We start from the raw sequence: 17,564 nt of genomic DNA, 5'->3' as shown, positions 1-17,564 counted from the left end.
CCGCGGCACTTCCAACGTTCTCACCCACACCGCGCACTCAATGCGCGCGGGTTCTTTGCGCGTTGGAAAAACCAAAACAACCCCAAGGAAGAAGCACCATGAAACTCCACTCCCCTGTCACTCGTCTTGCCCTGCTGGGCGCCTTGATTATCGGCGTCGCCGGTTGCAGCAATATCAAACCCACCGAAGATCATCTCAAGAAGCTTTCGGAAACCAATCTGGGCGAGCCGGTAAAACGTATTTCCAATGTGCGCAGCGACTCCATGACCACCTACTACGTCGCTAACACAGCCTCCGGCGAGTACAACTGCTCCGTGCCCAGCGGTGCGAGCGGCGGCGCGTTCGCGATTGCCAGCTTCGGCCTGATGAAGCCCGCGGCCTACTGCATGCCCAAGGGCGCCAAAGGCAATGGGTTGACGCCGTTCATGCAGTAATTTTTTCCTGACTGAGCTCACGCAGGGTGCCGCGCAGCTCCGCAGGGCGTACCGGTTTGGAGAGGATAGCGATCTGCCGATCATGCAACGCGGCCTGGATTTTCTCCACATCGTGCCCGGTGAGGATCAGCGCTGGCACCGCCCAGCCGCGTTGTTCGCGTAGCTGGTCGATGCATTCAATGCCGGTGGCATGGTTGCCCAGATCGTAGTCGGCAACGATGATGTCGCAGTCGCTGACCAAGCCCTGCCCCGTGGACTCGGCCTGCACCTCGCACCCCCAGCGCTCGAGCAAAGCTTGGGTGGCGAGCAGCACGTTGTAGTCATCCTCCACCAGGCACACTTTCAGACCGCTGAGCAGACCGGCCTGGCGAGCATCGTCACGCACTGCCGGTTGACGCGGCGCGGTGGCCAGGGCCAGGCCATGCAGACTCACTGAGGTGCCATGGCCCACCCGCGAACGCAGGCTCACCTGCAACCCCATCAACTGCCCCAGGCGCTTGACGATGGACAGCCCAAGGCCCACGCCTTCAACGTCCTTGTCACGCAGTTGGCGCACGCGATAAAACTCTTCGAAGACCTTTGACAGATGCTCCCTGGCAATGCCCCGGCCCTGGTCGTGCACCTCCACCACCAAGCCGTTATCGCGAACACGCACACCGATCAGCACGGGTCGTTGCGCGCCGTATTTGAAGCAATTGGAGAGCAGGTTCTGCACCATCGTTGCCAACATGGCCGGGTCGACCAGCACCCAGTGAGCGCAGGCGCGCAAGCGCAACTGCACTCCAGCCCAACGCGCAGCCTCGGCGTTCTGGCGCACCAGGTCGGCGAGAAAGTCACCCAGGTGAATCACTTGGTATTTGGGCAACAGGCGTCCGTTGTCGAGGGTGTAAAGGTCGAGAATCGAACGAAACAATTGCGACACGTTAAGCAAAGAGCGGTCGATATTGTCCACCAGGCGCTGTTCGTCCTCCCCCAAGCGGGCTTCGCGCAAGCAGGCGGTGAACAGGCCGATGGAGTGGATCGGCTGGCGCAGGTCATGGCTGGCCTGGGCAAGAAAGCGCGACTTTTCCAGGTTGGCGGCGATGGCTTGCTCGGAAGCCTTGCGTGTGCGCTCCAACAGGATATGGGCGTACACCGGGATCACTGTGCTGGTGATCATCAGCATCAGCATCATGAAGGGTTGCGCCTGCCACAGCGGCGTGAGTTGGTACACGATCAACAGCGCCAGCAACGCCAGCCCCGTCGCAATTGCCAGGTAGCGCGAACCGTAGCGCATGCCGTTGCCCAGGTTCACCCAGACCATCACCGCATACAGCGGCAATGCCGCCTCACCGCCCACCACCAGGCCGAACGAAGTGCCCGTGTAGTCGTGGATCATGCCAAAGATCCGCCGCGCCGGATAATGCCCGGGCCAGCGTGCGATCACCTGGCGCAACCCGATGGATGCCAGCAGGAACACGAAGATATACAGGATCACCGGCAGATAGGTGTCCAACGACTGCCCAGGCAAAAAGCCCAGCACGCCGATGTAAACGATAGCGATGCTGGCCACCACGATGCGCAGATTAGCCTGATCGAGTTCGGAGTTGGTCTCGGGGCTCATCGTCATATCCTTGACCTATCATCTGTAGGAGCGAGCTTGCTCGCGAAAAAACGTCAGCGACAACGCGTTTTACCTGGAAGTACGTGGTGCCTGGGCGTGCTTCGCGAGCAAGCTCGCTCCTGCGCCGACAGTAAATAAAGTAGCATGCCTCGACACAACCTGGCCCCAGGAAGGAGCTCACCATGACCGGCCGGATCATCATCGCCGACGACCACCCCATGTTTCGCGAAGGCATGGCGCGCACCGTGCAACGCCTGCTGCCCGACGCGCAGGTGCAAGAGGCCGGCGACCTGGCCACGGTGAATACGTTGCTGCGCGAGGCGGGCGAGGTCGATACCCTGATCCTCGATTTGCGCTTTCCCGGCCTGACCTGCATCAGCCAACTGGCCGAACTGCGCCAGCAACTGCGACGCACCACCTTGGTGGTGGTGTCGATGGTCGACGACCCTGCGCTGATCGAACAAGTCATGGCCTTGGGCGTCGACGGTTTTATCGGCAAGAACATCGCCCCGGACGAGATCGGCCAGGCGCTGCTGGCGATACGCGCCGGCGAAGTGCTGGTCAAGTTCGCGCCGTCGGGCCTGCTGCCGCTGGACACTCATACCCTTACCACCCGCCAGCAGGAAGTGCTGCGCCTGATTGCCCAGGGCAAGACCAACAAGGAAATCGCCAAGGCCCTGGATATCTCGCCGTTTACCGTGCGCATCCATGTGTCGTCCCTGCTGCGCAGCCTGAAGGTCCCGTCGCGTGCGGCGGCGGCGGTGAAGTACTCCGGAGAGCTCTAAGCTGTTTGTAGGAGCGAGCTTGCTCGCGAGAAACCCACAGGCGCCGCGTTGACTCAGAAAACACGCGTTAGCGTTGACGTTTTTCGCGAGCAAGCTAGCTCCTAAAGCCCCCTCTGCATCCGATATTTATGCTCAATTCCCAACTTAATAATATTTTATTAATCACCGCCCGCCCCCTAACTTGACGTCATGCCCAAGCTGAATCCAACTGCATTACGCAAGGACAGACACATGACTCAAGCAATAACAAAAATAGACACGCTGGTAGTGGGCGCAGGTCAGGCTGGCGTGGCCATGAGCGAGCATTTGAGCAAGCAAGGCGTGCCGCACCTGGTGCTGGAGCGCAGCCGTATCGCCGAACGCTGGCGCACCGGGCGCTGGGACTCGTTGGTTGCCAACGGCCCGGCCTGGCATGACCGCTTCCCCGGTCTGGAATTCGACGACGTCCCTGCCGATGGCTTCGCGCCAAAAGAGCGTGTCGCCGATTACTTTGAAGCCTACGCACGCAAATTCAATGCGCCGATCCGCACTGGCGTGGACGTGACGTCAGTGGTACGTAACATCGGCCGCCCCGGCTTCACCGTGCACACCACTGAAGGTGTGATCGAAGCCAACCGCGTGGTCGCCGCCACCGGGCCATTCCAGAAGCCCGTGATTCCAGGCATAGCGCCTACAGGCACGGCACTGCACCAGATCCATTCCGCCGACTATCGCAACCCTGGGCAACTGCCGGCGGGCGCCGTATTAGTGGTGGGCGCCGGTTCTTCCGGCGTACAAATCGCCGATGAACTGCAGCGCGCCGGTCGCCAGGTTTACCTGTCGGTTGGCGCCCATGACCGCCCGCCCCGCGCCTATCGCAACCGGGATTTCTGCTGGTGGCTCGGGGTGTTGGGCGAGTGGGACCAGGCGGCGATGAAACCTGGCCGTGAACACGTGACCATTGCTGTGAGCGGCGCCCATGGCGGCAAGACCATCGACTTCCGTGAACTGGCCCAGCAAGGCATGACCCTGGTTGGCCTGACCCAAGCCTTCGACGGCACGGTGGCGACGTTCCAACCCAACCTGGTGGAAAACCTGGCACGCGGGGATGAGAACTACCTGGCCCTGCTGGACGCGGCCGACGCGTATGTCGAACGCAATGGTCTCGACCTGCCCCAGGAGCCCGAAGCACGTCGCGTGTTTCCCGACGCTGAATGCATCAAGCAGCCAATCCTGACGCTGGACCTGGCCGAAGCGGGCATCACCTCGATCATCTGGGCCACCGGGTTTGCCGTGGACTACAGCTGGCTACAGGTGGACGCTTTCGACGCCGCCGGCAAGCCGCAACACCAACGTGGTGTATCCAGCGAAGCCGGCATCTACTTCCTCGGTTTGCCATGGCAATCGCGGCGTGGCTCGTCGTTTATCTGGGGGGTGTGGCACGACGCCAAATACGTAGCCGACCATATCGCTATCCAGCGTCAGTACCTCGAGTACCGCGAAGCCGCGCCGGTTGCCCGCCAGACCCCTGTCAGCGCCTGATCACTTTTTCCTGGAGTTTTTTGATGCCTACTCACACTCGCATCCGCATGTTCAACACCAAAGAAACCTATCCCAACCAGAGCCTGGATAACGACCTGTGCCAGGCCGTGCGCGCCGGCAACACCGTGTATGTACGCGGCCAGGTGGGCACTGATTTCGATGGCAACCTGGTGGGCCTCGGCGACCCTCGGGCCCAGGCCGAACAGGCGATGAAAAACGTCAAGCAACTGCTCGAAGAAGCCGGCAGCGACCTCAGCCACATCGTCAAAACCACCACCTACTTGATCGACCCGCGCTACCGCGAGCCGGTGTATCAGGAAGTGGGCAAGTGGCTCAAGGGCGTATTCCCGATTTCCACCGGGCTGGTGGTCTCGGCCCTGGGCCAGCCGCAGTGGCTGATGGAAATTGATGTGATCGCGGTTATCCCAGAGTAAGGAGGCTAGCCATGACCTTTTCAATCGTTGGCCGCTGCGCGGAAACCGGCCAGTTGGGCGTTGCCATCAGCTCATCAAGTATCGCCGTAGGCGCTCGCTGCCCATGGCTGCGGCCCGGCGTGGGCGCGGTATCGACCCAGAACATCACCTTGCCGGCCCTCGGCCCAGACGTGCTCGACGGGCTGGAACAGGGCCTGGCCCCAACCGATGCCGTGGACAAAGCACTCACCCGCAACGGCTACAGCCAGTATCGGCAACTGACGGCGATAGACCACCTGGGCCGCAGCGTGCATTTCAGCGGCAGCCAGACCCTGGGTACCCATCACGCGGTATCGGGCGAGCAATGCGTGGCGGCGGGCAATATGCTCGCCGACCGTGAAGTCATCACCGCGATGGTCTCGGCCTTTGAACAGGGCGAAGGCCAGCTCGCAGACCGGTTGCTGGCAGCGATGCATGCTGCCATCGCCGCCGGTGGCGAAGCCGGCCCGGTGCATTCCGCCGCGCTGGTGGTGGTGGGCGAGTTGACTTGGCCGATCATCAACTTGCGCGTGGATTGGGCCGACGAAGCGCCGATTGGCGAATTGCAAAAACTCTGGGACGCCTACCGCCCACAGGTACAGGACTATATCGATCGCGCCCTCGCCCCCGACCGCTCCCCCGGCTACGGCGTGGCCGGAGACGAGCGATGAGCCGCAGCCGCGACCTGCTGGAAACGCTGGTGGGCTTCGACACCACCAGCCGCGAGTCCAACCTTCAATTGATCGAGTTTGTGCGCGATTACCTGGCCGGGTTTGGCATCGCCAGCGAGTTGGTCTACAACGCGCAACGCACCAAGGCCAACCTGTTTGCCAGCGTCGGCCCGGTTGAGCTGCCAGGTATCGTGCTGTCGGGGCATACCGACGTGGTGCCAGTGGATGGGCAACCCTGGACCCTGCCGCCGTTCACGTTGACCGAGCGTGACGGCAAGCTGTTCGGGCGCGGCACCGCCGACATGAAGGGGTATATCGCGTGCGTACTGGCGTTGGTACCCGCACTGGTCAAAACACCGTTGCGCCTGCCGGTGCATATCGCCCTGTCCTACGATGAAGAAGTCGGATGCCTGGGCGTACGCTCATTGCTCGCTGTTTTGGAACAGCGTCCGGTGAAACCCATGCTGTGCATCATCGGCGAACCGACCGAACTCAAACCGGTGTTGGGTCATAAGGGCAAGTTGGCGATGCGCTGCGACATACAGGGTCAAGCATGTCATTCGGCGTATGCGCCCTCGGGGGTGAATGCGATCGAACATGCCGCCGATCTGATCTGCGAACTCGGGCGCATCGGCCAGCGCTTGCGTTCGCACCAGGACCCACGTTTCAACCCACCTTTCAGCACGGTACAGACCGGCCTGATCAGTGGTGGCAAGGCATTGAACATCGTCCCGGCCGATTGTCGCTTTGACTTTGAAGTACGCGCCCTGCCCGCCTCGGACCCCGCTGAAGTCGCTCAAGAACTTCAAGCGTACGCCATGCAGCAGGTACTGCCGCGTATGCAGGCGGTCAGCAAGCAGAGCTCCATTCGGTTCACAGAGCTGTCGGCCTACCCGGGGCTGGTCACGGATGAGCACAGCCAGGCGGCGCAGCTGATTGCAGCGTTTTGCGGCTCGCAAGCGTTCGGCACCGTAGCGTTTGGCACCGAAGGCGGGCTGTTTGATGCGGCGGGCATTCCCACCGTGGTATGCGGGCCCGGGAGCATGGAGCAGGGGCATAAGCCGGACGAGTTCGTGAGCGTAGCGCAATTGGCGGGATGTGATGCTATGTTGGGACGCATGCTGGACTCGGTCCGCTGAGCCAAACACTGCTTCCACACGGGTTTGTATTGCCCACAGAATCAGCGCCCGGCACAGATCCCCTGTGGGAGCGGGCTTGCCCGCGAAGGCGGTGTGTCAGTCACTGAATCTTCAGCTGAACCACCGCCATCGCAGCATAGGTATCTACATAACCTTGGCGCTAGGCTGGGCCTGTGGCGAGGGAGCTTGCTCCCGTGACGACCTGCCAACCGACGCTGATCTACCTGACACATCACGATCCAAATGTGGGAGCTGGCTTGCCTGCGAAGACGGCCTGACAGTCAGCACAGTTGGACCGTGTACATATCCATTCCTGCGGTAACGGCCACTTAGGGTTCCGCTTTTACAGCGGCTCACTTTGAAAAGCTGGAATGCCGGCCCAGACAAAAGTAAGCAAAACGCTCTTGCCCCACCACTCGGCACCTCGCTTAGGCTCGGTGTGCACGTAATCCGCCAGCGTGGTTTAACGGGGCGCCTAAGATCAAAAGTAGATCAAGAGCGACTCGCTTCGCATCGTGGTTACCGTCTGCCGTTACAGCCCACAAAGTTGTGTAGATACCTCTGACCATCGCAGGCAAGCCAGCTCCCACAAAAGGCCAGCCTCCAGTCAGACCAGCTCCCGAGCAAGAAACGACGCAGTCCGGCTGGTCTTGCTCTTGGCCACCTTCTGCGGCGCCCCACACGCCACGACTCTCCCGCCCAAGTCCCCTGCTCCCGGCCCGATATCAATCACCCAGTCACTTTGGGCCACCACGCGCATTTCATGCTCCACCACAACCACCGTATGCCCCGCATCCACCAACTGGTTCAGTTGGCTGAGCAAACGATCGACATCCCTGGGGTGCAACCCGGTGGTCGGCTCGTCCAGCACATACAAGGTGGCGCCCCGGGCATTGCGTTGCAACTCGGTAGCGAGCTTGATGCGCTGTGCCTCACCGCCCGACAACTCGGTGGCCGGCTGCCCGAGGCGCAGATAACCCAGGCCGATATCGCGCAACACGACTAACGAACGCAGGATGCCCGGCTGCTCGGCAAACACCTGCACCGCTTGCTCCACCGTCAACCCCAGCACCTGGGCGATGTTCAAGCCCTGCCATTTGATCGCCAGGGTGTCGGGGTTATAGCGCGCGCCGTGACAGGTCGGGCATGGCGCGTACACGCTGGGCATGAACAGCAATTCAACGCTGACAAAACCCTCACCCTCACAGTTCGGGCAACGGCCCTTGGCGACGTTGAAGGAGAACTGCCCGGCATCGTAATTGCGTTTCTTGGCCGCTGGCGTGGCGGCAAACAGTTTGCGCACGTTGTCGAACAGCCCGGTGTAGGTCGCCAGGTTGGAACGCGGCGTGCGGCCGATGGGCTTCTGGTCCACCTGCACCAGCCGCTGAATGTGCTCGAGCCCGGCGCTGATGCGCCCGCCACTGGCTTGCGGTGCAGCATCTTCCAGGCTCGGTTCGTCGTCGCTTTCCAGCAAACGCCCCAGGCCCGTGCCCACCAATTCCAGCAGCGCCTGGCTGACCAGGCTGGATTTGCCCGAGCCGGAAATACCGGTCACCGCGGTGAAACAGCCCAGCGGGAAATCCACGTTCAAATCTTTCAGGTTATTCCGCGTCACGCCTTTGAGCTTCAGCCAACCGGCCGGCTCGCGGCTTGGCACATTGGCCGGGCGAGGTGAGGAAAACAGGTATTCGCGGGTCTGCGAGGCCTCGACATCCGCCAACCCTGCGGGCGGCCCGCTGTACAGCACTTGCCCGCCATGTTCGCCGGCAGCCGGGCCCACGTCGATCAGCCAGTCGGCGCGGCGCATGGTTTCCAGGTCATGTTCCACCACAAACAGCGAATTGCCCGCGGCCTTCAAACGATCAAGCGCGGTGAACAATGCTTCGCCATCCGCCGGGTGCAGGCCCGCCGAAGGCTCATCGAGCACATAAATAACACCGAACAACTGCGAGCCCAATTGGGTAGCCAGGCGCAGACGCTGCAGTTCCCCGGACGACAGGGTCGGCGTGCTGCGCTCCAGGGACAGATAGCCCAGGCCCAGTTCGATCAAGGTGTTGACCCGTTCGAGTAGGTCCTGGGCGATGCGCTGGGCCGCCAGGCGTTTTTCCACCGACAGCTTCATCGTGTCGTGCCCCGCGGCCACCGGCTGCAGCAACTCGGCCAATTGCGCCAGGGACAATTGCGACAGCTCACCGATATCCACCCCGGCAAACTTCACCGACAACGCCGCCTGGTTCAGGCGTTTGCCCTCGCACAATGGGCAGGTACTGCCTTGCATGAACTGCGATACACGCTTTTTCATCAGCGCGCTTTGGGTGTTGGCGAAGGTGTGCAGGATATAGCGCCGGGCGCCGCTGAAGGTGCCTTGGTAACTGGGCTCCAACTTGCGTTTCAACGCCTCGCGGGTCTGCTGCGGGGTGAAGCCGGCGTACACCGGTACGGTGGGGGTTTCTTCGGTGAACAGGATCCAGTCGCGCTGCTTTTTCGGCAGCTCGCGCCACGGGATGTCCACGTCATAACCCAGGGTCACGAGGATGTCGCGCAGGTTCTGGCCCTGCCACGCCAACGGCCAGGACGCCACTGCACGCTGGCGGATGGTCAAGGACGGATCGGGCACCATCAGCGCTTCGGTCACTTCATACACGCGGCCCAGGCCGTGGCATTGCGGGCACGCGCCCTGGGGCAGGTTCGGCGAGAAGTCCTCGGCATACAACATGGCCTGCCCTTTCGGATAGCGGCCGGCGCGGGAATAGAGCATGCGGATCAAGCTCGACAAGGTGGTGACACTGCCCACCGACGAGCGCGCACTGGGTGTACCCCGTTGCTGTTGCAGGGCCACGGCAGGCGGCAAGCCTTCGATGCTGTCTACGTCCGGCACGCCGACCTGGTCGATCAAGCGCCGCGCATAGGGCGCTACCGATTCGAAATAGCGGCGCTGGGCCTCGGCGTACACCGTGGAAAACGCCAGGGACGATTTGCCGGAGCCAGACACGCCGGTAAACACCACCAGGGCGTCCCGGGGAATATCCACATCGACATTGCGCAAGTTATGTTCACGGGCGCCACGCACCCTGACAAAGCCCGTTTGCCGGGCGGTGAGCGGTGGGATGTTGCGCTGTGAAGTCATGGGCAACCTTGTCTTGCGCTTAGCACCCTGCGCACGCGTTGGGTCAGGGCATCGGGGCTGTAGGGTTTGCTCAGCAGGTGGATATCGGCGCTGAGCAGATGATTGGAAGACAGAATGTCGCGGGTGTGGCCTGAGGTAAACAGCACCGGCACCGGCGGGTTCTGCGCGCGGGCCCAGGTGGCCAGGTCGGTGCTCTTGACCCGACCGGGCATCACCACATCGGTGAAGATCAGGTCCGGCGACACGCCGCGCTGCAACACTTGCATCGCGCGGTCACCATCCTCGGCAATCAGTACGGTATAGCCCGACTGCTGCAGCAACTCGACCACCGTCAGGCGTACGCCTTCATTGTCCTCGACCACCAGGATGGTTTCCTGGCCGCCGCCTTGCAGGTCCGCATCACTGTAGTCGTCGAAGCATTCAGGCTCCAGGCAGTGGGGGAAATACATCTGCACTACCGAGCCCTTGCCCTCCTCGCTCCACATGTCCACATGCCCGCCACTTTGGCGCACAAAACCGAACACCATGCTCAGGCCCAGGCCGGTGCCGTGGCCTTCGCGCTTGGTGGTAAAGAAGGGTTCGAATGCGCGCTTGAGGGTCGCCTCGGACATGCCCACGCCGGTGTCGGCCACTGCCAGGCGCACGTACTCGCCGGGCTTGATGCTTTTACCGATGCAATCGTCCGGGTTGAGGATGACGTTTTCTCCGGTGATACGAATCACACCCTCGCCCTGCATGGCATCCCGGGCGTTGATCGCCAGGTTGAGCAGCGCGTTTTCCAGCTGGTTGCGGTCGACATTGATGCACCAGGAGTCCTGGGGCAGTTGCACGTCGATATGAATGGTTTCCCCCAACGCCCGTTGCAACAGCTCGCCCAGGCCAGCGTAGATGCGCTGCGGGTTGTACACCGCCGGAGACAAGGGCTGGCGACGCGCAAAGGCCAAAAGTTGCGACGACAGCTTGGCCCCTCGCTCCACGGCGGCGATGGCCGCGGTGACGCGACGTTGCACCTGACAATTGTCCGGCTCATGCCGGGCGAGCAAATGCAGGTTGCCGGCGATCACTTGCAGCAGGTTATTGAAGTCATGGGCCACGCCACCGGTCAGGCCGCCAATCGCTTCCAGCTTCTGTGACTGGCGCAACTGGTCTTCTGCGGCAGACCGCGCCTGCACTTCAGCGGCTACGCGTTGCTCCAGATTATGGGTGAGCTCCTGGCGCACCCGCTCGGACTTCACCAGTTCGGTGGTTTCCACCACAATCGCCAGCACCCCGGCCGGCTGTTGGTTGTCCCCGGCCACGGGGCTGTAATAGAGGTCCAGCCATACGCTTTCCGGTTGGCCGTGACGCGATAACACCAGCTCCTTGTTATTGAACGACAAGGTACCGCCCGCCAGGCACGTATCCACCACATGCCGATTGAACTCGGCCACCTCCGGCCAGCCCAGTTCTACCGGAGTGCCCAAGAGGTAGGGATGGCGCCCGCCGGCAAATACCGAATAGCTGTCGTTGTAGATCATGTACCCCGCCCGCCCCCACAGCATCACCATCGGCACGGGTGAGGCGAGCATCATTTGCACGGTGCAAGCCAGGCTCGTGGACCACTGATCCAAGGGGCCAAGGTCGGTACTTGACCAGTCAAACGTGCGAATCCGCTGGGCCATTTCGCCGGCCCAGCCTTCACAGCCATGGGGGTTGGATAAAAATTGCATGATTGGGCTCTGTGCAGGGACAAGACAGTCGCAAGTTTTGGAGCGCGCCAGCGGTGGATGGTTTCATCCTGAACACAGAGGAATGCACAAACCCCTGGAACTCAATGAAAATCCCGGCTGCGCACCACCATTCCATCCAGCAGCGGCGTCAAATCGGTGAGGCGCCCCGCGATCAAATGCCGCACCTCACCTACCGCCTCCCAACGGCCGTCCACCTTGAGCAAACGCGAGCCCACCAGCGCCTGGCGCTGACGCTCGGCCAGGTCGCGCCAGACCACCACATTGAGGTTGCCGAACTCATCTTCCAGGGTGACAAAGGTCACACCGCTCGCCGTGCCAGGGCGCTGGCGGCCGGTGACCAACCCGGCGATGCTCACGTTGCGCCCATGTTCCACCGCCAGCAATTCCTGGGAACTGCGGCAGCGGCGCCGGCGTAACTCGGCGCGCAACAACGCCAGGGGATGGGGCCCCAGGGTGGTACCGAGGGTGGCGTAATCGGCGTGCAAATCTTCGCCGACCGTAGGTTCGGGTAATGCCACCCGCGTTTCATCGGGGCTCGGCAGGCCGGCAAACAAGCCCAGTTGCTGATGCACACCGGCCACGTCCCAGCGCGCCTGATGGCGGTTGCCGGCCAGGGCGCGCAAGGCCCCGGCATCCGCCAACAGCGCCTGGGCACGCGTATCCAGCCCGGCGCGCGCGTCCAGGTCAGCGATGTCATTGAACAGCCGCTGCTGCCTCGCCGCTTCGATACGCCGCCCGTCGTCCTCGCGAAACCCCGAGATCATGCGCAAGCCCAGGCGGATCGCCGGTTGCTGGCCATCGATGGGCTCCAGGCTGCATTCCCAGTCGCTGGCCTGCACATCCACCGGGCGGATCTGCAAGCGATGGCGCCGAGCGTCCTGCAGGATCTGGTCCGGGCTGTAGAAGCCCATGGGCCAGCTGTTGATCAGGGCGCAGGCGAAGGCCGCCGGCTCATGGCATTTGAGCCAGCAACTGGCATAGGTCAGCAAGGCGAAACTGGCGGCGTGGGACTCCGGGAAACCATAGCTGCCAAAGCCCTTGATCTGCTCGAAAATCTGCGCGGCAAAGGCTTCGGTGTAGCCATTCTTCAGCATGCCGGTGCGCAGGCGCTGCTGATGGGGCTCCAGGCCGCCGTGGCGTTTCCAGGCGGCCATGGAGCGGCGCAACTGGTCGGCCTCGCCAGGGCTGTAGTCGGCGGCGACCATGGCGATTTGCATCACCTGTTCCTGGAACAGCGGGATGCCCAGGGTGCGTTCCAGCACGGCCTTCAATTGCGGCGACGGATAGGTGGTGGGCTCTTCATTATTCCGCCGACGCAAGTACGGATGCACCATGCCGCCCTGGATCGGCCCAGGCCGCACAATGGCAACCTCGATCACCAGGTCATAAAACGTCTGCGGCTTGAGCCGGGGCAACATCGACATCTGCGCCCGCGACTCGATCTGGAACACACCGATGGTGTCGGCCTTGCTGATCATGGCGTAGGTGGCCGGGTCTTCATTGGGAATCGTGGCCAGGCTCAAGTCCCGGTGGCGATGTCGGCGCAGCAAATCGAAGCAGCGGCGGATCGCGCTGAGCATGCCCAGGGCAAGGATGTCCACCTTGAGCAAACCGACGGCGTCGAGGTCGTCTTTGTCCCACTGGATAATGGTGCGCTCGGCCATGGCCGCATTTTCCACCGGCACCAGAGTGTCCAGCGGGTATTCGCTGATCACAAAGCCGCCAGGGTGCTGGGACAGGTGCCGCGGAAAACCGATCAGTTGCTGGGTCAACGTCAAGACACGCCGCAGCAGTGGGCTGTCCGGGTCGAAGCCGCTTTCACGCAGGCGCTCCAACGGCGGCGCCTCATCGCTCCAGCGCCCGCAGCAATCGGCCAAGGCGTTGATCTGGTCCGCCGGCAGCCCGAGGGCCTTGGCCACATCACGTACCGCGCCCGTGGCATGGTAACTGCTGACCACCGCCGTCAAGGCTGCACGGGTGCGGCCATAGCGCTGGAACACGTATTGCAGCACCTCTTCGCGGCGCTCGTGCTCAAAATCCACGTCGATGTCCGGCGGCTCGTTGCGCTCTTTGGACAGGAAGCGCTCGAACAGCAGGTTGGTAAGGCTCGGGTTGATTTCGGTGATGCCCAGGGCAAAACACACCGCCGAGTTAGCCGCCGAACCACGGCCCTGGCACAGGATCGAACGGCTGCGGGCGAAACGCACGATGTCATGCACCGTAAGGAAATAGCTTTCGTAACCCAGCTCGCTGATCAGCTGCAGTTCACGATGGATTTGCTGCAAGGTCTTGTCGTCGATGCCTTCGGGCCAGCGCTGGGCGATGCCTTCTTCGGTGAGGGTGCGCAGCCAGGATTGGGCGTCATGCCCCGCGGGTACCAGCTCGCGTGGATAGTGATAGCGCAACTGGCCGAGGTCGAAGGTGCAGCGCCGCGCGAGGGCGAGGGTTTCATCCAGCAAGGCCTGGGGGTACAGCGCCGCCAGCGCGTCGAGGCTGCGCAGGTGGCGTTCGCCATTGGGGTGCAGGCGCGTGCCAGCTTCGGCCACCGGCACGTGGTGACGGATGGCGGTCATGGTGTCTTGCAGGGCACGGCGGCCTCGCGCATGCATATGCACATCGCCGCAGGCCACGGCAGGGATTTGCAGGCTGTGGGCCAGTTGCAAGCGCTGTTGCAGATGGCGCGCATCGTCCTGCCCACAGTGCAGGTGCACCGCCAGCCACAGGCGCTGGTCGAAGGTGCGGCGCAGCCAGTCGAGGCTGGCCTGGGTGTCGCTGTCTTGCGCCACCCACAACGCCAACAGGCCGGGCAACGGTTGCTCGAAATCTTCCTGTAGCAGGCGATAACTGCCCTTTTCAGCCCGACGCCGGGCCAGGGTGATCAGCCGGCACAGGTGCTGATAACCGCTCAGGTTCTCCACCAGCAGCACCAGTTTCGGGCCATTTTCGATGTGCATTTCACTGCCGATAATCAACGGCAAGTCCACGGCTTTGGCGGCTTGCCAGGCACGCACGATGCCTGACAGCGTGCATTCATCGGTGATCGCCAGGGCGCTGTAGCCTTGGCGCTTGGCGCGCTCGAAAAGCTCCAGCGCACTGGAGGCACCCCGCTGGAAGCTGAAATTGGACAGGCAGTGCAGCTCGGCATAATTCATGCGCCCCCACCTCCTGTTGTAGGAGCGAGCCTGCTGTGGCGAGGGAGCTTGCTCCCGCTGACTGCGCAGCAGTCTCCGGCTTTTATTGGGGGCGCTGCGCACCCCAGCGCAAGCAAGCTTGCTCGCCACAGTAGGTGCGCTCCAGCTGAGGGGATGCTCATGCAAACCACCCTTGCAACCACAACCCATCGCCTTGCCCCACCGTGCGATAGGCCCAACCCTGCTGGCCGGCGCGGGTCTGGACCAGGTAATAGTCACGGCGAACATCGGCGCCATCCCACCAGCCGGATTCAATGCGCTCCGGACCCATCAGGATCTGTACGCCGTGTTCGGCCAGCAAGGTCGGTTGCGGCAATAACCAGCCTGGGCGGCGGACCTTGTTCAAGCTCGGGCACGCCTGGTGGTCGGTCGCAGCCTGCCAGGCGCATTCGGGGCGATGGTCGGCCTGAAAACGCAGGCCCTGCACCGCCTCATCCCCCAGGCGTGCACGCAGGCGTTCGCGCAACTGTTCCCACGGCAGGGTTTGTTGCGGGCGGTCGTCGAACAGGTCCTGGCGTTGCGGCACGAAGACCGGCAAGTCCTCGGCCACCAGGCGCACACCCCGCACCGGCGCGGTGACCTGTACCTGCTCCAGGCGCCCACGGGCCAGTTCGAACAACATTGAAGGCTCGCGCTCGGCGCTGAGCAGGCCCACCTTGATCACGCTGTCTTGTGCCTGGGCGTGTTCCAGGCGCAGGTCAAAGCGCTGCACGCCACTGTCGCGGCCGCACAGGAAAGCGGACAGGTCGCCGGTCAAACGCCGCAAGGGGAACAACAGCGCCTGGTGGGATTGCACATCGAAATTCAACTCGATGCGTGCATCGAACTGGTCGGGCGGTTGATAAAAATCCAGGGCCAATGGCCGCTGCCCGCTCAGGGCGTCGAGGTGCTTGAGCAGGCTGGCGTCAAAACGTCGCGCCAGGGTATGCCGGGGCAAGGCCTGCACCTGGGCCAGGCTGCGCAGGCCCATGCGCGACAAGGCGGTGGCGGCTTGGGGTTCAAGGCCTGCACGGTCGACAGGCAGCGACGCCAGGGCCTGCATCAGGGCGCTGTCATCGGCCACGGCCAGGCCGTCGTAGCCGTTTGCCAATATCCGCGCCGCCGCCGGGTTGGGCGCAGCGACGATGCGATGACGAAAGCCAAGTTCGGTCAGCTCTTTGCGCAAACGCGCCTCAAGTTGCGGCCAGGGCCCGAACAGGCCCAGGCTCGATTCGATCTCGAACAACAAGGCCCGTGGGTAATACAGGCTGACTTGGGAGCTGAATCGGTAGGCCCAGGCGGCCAGAAACTGCTGCAGGCGCTCGATCTCCAGCGGGTCGTATTCGACACAGGCAAACTGCTTGACCAGGGCATGGGCTGCCGTCAACGATTGCCCGGGGCGCAGGCCCAAGGCGCGGGCGGCGGCGTTGACGGTTTGCAACACACGCCGCTGCGGCGTGCCGGCCAGCAGCGCCAGCGGCTGCTCGGGTTCGGGATGCACACGCTGTGCCCCGTCCAGCGCCAATTGCGGGAAGACAATACACACCCAACGCATGGCAACCTCAATGCCCCGCCAGGGCAATTGGCGCCGGATGGGCCAGCCCGCCACGGCACTTGAGCACCCGCACTTGCGCGGGCCTGGCCTCGACCGCCAGGCGCAGGGCGGCAGGCGAGGCATTGATCGCCTCGCTCAGGGAGCGCCAGGCAAACGCCAGGGTCTGCCCGGTTTCGGCCGCCACCTGCAAACGCCGCAAGGCACGATCATCGGCCTTGCGCGGCCAACACAACACCGCCCCGCAACTGCCAGAACGCAGGCATTGCTCCACCGCCCACAACGCGTCACGCTCCTCGGCCCGGATGATGGACAGCTGGCGCACATCCACCCCGGCGTTCTGCCACGCATGGGGATAGGGGGTATAGGGCGGCGCCACCAGCACAATGCGCTCGCCCAAGGCCGACAGGCGCGCCAGGGTAGGCAGCACCAGTTGCAACTCGCCCACCCCGTCCTGGGCCATCAGGATTTCACTCAAGGCCGATTCCGGCCAGCCGCCACTGGGCAGCACCGCATCCAGCGCCGCCAGCCCCGTGGGGTGCACGCTGGCCGGGGGCGCGGCGGGCCGGCCCTTCCAGACTCGCCCGCCATTGAACAGCGAGTCCAGGGCAACCACGGCGCCCATCAGCCTTGCCTCACCAGGCCGCAGAACACGCCTTCGATGGCCAGGTCCTGCTCGGGCCCGACCACGATGGGTTGATAGGCCGGGTTGCGCGGCAACAGGCGAACACTGTCGCCGTGGCGCTCGAAACGCTTGATGGTGACGTCGCCGTCCAGGCGCGCCACCACAATCTGCCCGTTCAAGGCTTCGGCACTGCGGCGCACGCCCACCAGGTCGCCATCGAGAATGCCATCTTCAATCATCGAATCGCCCTGCACCCGCAGCAGGTAATCGGGGGTTTTGGCGAAAGTGGCGGGGTCCAGTTGCAAGCGGCTGTGCACCTCGGCATCGGCGCCAATCGGCCGACCGGCCGCCACACGACCGAGCACCGGTACATCCAGCCACTCGGGACGCGCAGGTTGATTGAGCAAGCGAATGCCACGGGCCTGGTTGGGGTTGACCTCGATAAACCCAGCTTCGGTCAGCGCCACCACATGCTTGCGGGCAACGCTGCGCGAGGCGAAGCCGAACGCCTCGGCGATCTCGGCGAGGCTGGGAGGCTGGCCTTGTTGCGCGATGCGCTCGCGAATGAAGGTCAGGATGGCGGTGCGGCGGGGAGTCAGGTTTGTCATGGAGTACATTTGTACTCCTGTAGGAAATTTCTGACAATAACCGTCAGTCTGCTAGTTGCCACCTACCTGTGGGAGCGGGCTTGCTCGCGAAGGCGATGTATCCGTTAGCACATGTGAAAACTGACCCACCGCTTTCGCGAGCAAGCC

General features: G+C 63.1%; 13 protein-coding genes. 6 read left to right on the top strand and 7 right to left on the bottom strand.

The window, feature by feature from the left end:
* Positions 1 to 98: 98 nt before the first annotated feature.
* A complete protein-coding gene (locus AC07S6_RS20315) occupies positions 99 to 434 on the top strand; it encodes a hypothetical protein (RefSeq protein ID WP_044273082.1) in 336 nt (111 codons plus the stop codon).
* Here AC07S6_RS20315 and AC07S6_RS20310 read toward each other — a convergent pair.
* A complete protein-coding gene (locus AC07S6_RS20310; RefSeq protein ID WP_495112894.1) occupies positions 424 to 2,037 on the bottom strand; it encodes an ATP-binding response regulator in 1,614 nt (537 codons plus the stop codon). The two genes, AC07S6_RS20315 and AC07S6_RS20310, sit on opposite strands and share 11 nt — an antisense overlap.
* 182 nt (positions 2,038 to 2,219) lie before the next feature.
* On the opposite strand from AC07S6_RS20310, the gene AC07S6_RS20305 reads away from it, so the two are divergent.
* The 5 genes from AC07S6_RS20305 to argE all read left to right on the top strand — a co-directional run bounded on the left by AC07S6_RS20305 (position 2,220) and on the right by argE (position 6,605).
* Positions 2,220 to 2,822, top strand: a complete 603-nt coding sequence (locus tag AC07S6_RS20305) for a LuxR C-terminal-related transcriptional regulator (RefSeq protein WP_034126113.1) — start codon at positions 2,220 to 2,222, stop codon at positions 2,820 to 2,822.
* Positions 2,823 to 3,011: 189 nt separating this feature from the next.
* A complete protein-coding gene (locus AC07S6_RS20300; RefSeq protein ID WP_495112893.1) occupies positions 3,012 to 4,343 on the top strand; it encodes a flavin-containing monooxygenase in 1,332 nt (443 codons plus the stop codon).
* A 23-nt stretch (positions 4,344 to 4,366) separates the two neighbouring features.
* Complete coding sequence (locus tag AC07S6_RS20295; RefSeq protein ID WP_014718154.1) at positions 4,367 to 4,777, top strand: RidA family protein; 411 nt, start codon at positions 4,367 to 4,369, stop codon at positions 4,775 to 4,777.
* An 11-nt stretch (positions 4,778 to 4,788) separates the two neighbouring features.
* Entirely contained in the window at positions 4,789 to 5,466 is a 678-nt protein-coding gene (locus tag AC07S6_RS20290) for a DUF1028 domain-containing protein (protein ID WP_034126115.1), read from the top strand.
* Positions 5,463 to 6,605, top strand: coding sequence for an acetylornithine deacetylase (gene argE, locus AC07S6_RS20285; RefSeq protein WP_495112892.1), 1,143 nt, complete (start codon positions 5,463 to 5,465; stop codon positions 6,603 to 6,605). Before AC07S6_RS20290 ends, argE begins: the two co-directional genes overlap by 4 nt.
* 607 nt (positions 6,606 to 7,212) lie before the next feature.
* Here argE and uvrA read toward each other — a convergent pair.
* The 6 genes from uvrA to lexA form a co-directional block, all read right to left on the bottom strand.
* On the bottom strand, positions 7,213 to 9,732 hold the full coding sequence (gene uvrA, locus AC07S6_RS20280; protein WP_495112891.1) for an excinuclease ABC subunit UvrA: 2,520 nt from the start codon (positions 9,730 to 9,732) through the stop codon (positions 7,213 to 7,215).
* The gene (locus AC07S6_RS20275) at positions 9,729 to 11,441 is read right to left on the bottom strand and encodes an ATP-binding protein (RefSeq protein ID WP_495112890.1); all 1,713 of its coding nucleotides are present in this window, start codon (positions 11,439 to 11,441) and stop codon (positions 9,729 to 9,731) included. The genes uvrA and AC07S6_RS20275 overlap by 4 nt, the downstream gene beginning before the upstream one ends.
* A 101-nt stretch (positions 11,442 to 11,542) precedes the next feature.
* Positions 11,543 to 14,614: an error-prone DNA polymerase gene (locus AC07S6_RS20270; RefSeq protein ID WP_495112889.1), complete on the bottom strand. Its 3,072-nt coding sequence runs from the start codon at positions 14,612 to 14,614 to the stop codon at positions 11,543 to 11,545.
* Between the two features lie 157 nt (positions 14,615 to 14,771).
* Positions 14,772 to 16,187 carry a Y-family DNA polymerase gene (locus tag AC07S6_RS20265; RefSeq protein WP_495112888.1) on the bottom strand — a complete coding sequence of 472 codons (1,416 nt, stop codon included), beginning with the start codon at positions 16,185 to 16,187 and terminating at the stop codon, positions 14,772 to 14,774.
* Positions 16,188 to 16,194: 7 nt separating this feature from the next.
* Entirely contained in the window at positions 16,195 to 16,809 is a 615-nt protein-coding gene (gene imuA, locus AC07S6_RS20260) for a translesion DNA synthesis-associated protein ImuA (protein ID WP_003191873.1), read from the bottom strand.
* Positions 16,809 to 17,426, bottom strand: a complete 618-nt coding sequence (gene lexA, locus AC07S6_RS20255) for a transcriptional repressor LexA (RefSeq protein ID WP_054898514.1) — start codon at positions 17,424 to 17,426, stop codon at positions 16,809 to 16,811. The genes imuA and lexA overlap by 1 nt, the downstream gene beginning before the upstream one ends.
* Positions 17,427 to 17,564 lie beyond the last annotated feature (138 nt).

It is taken from the genome of Pseudomonas sp. GW821-FHT07B01 (assembly GCF_059419065.1).
The sequence above is the reverse complement of the archived record's forward strand: the minus strand, read 5'-3'. Positions and strand labels throughout refer to the sequence as shown.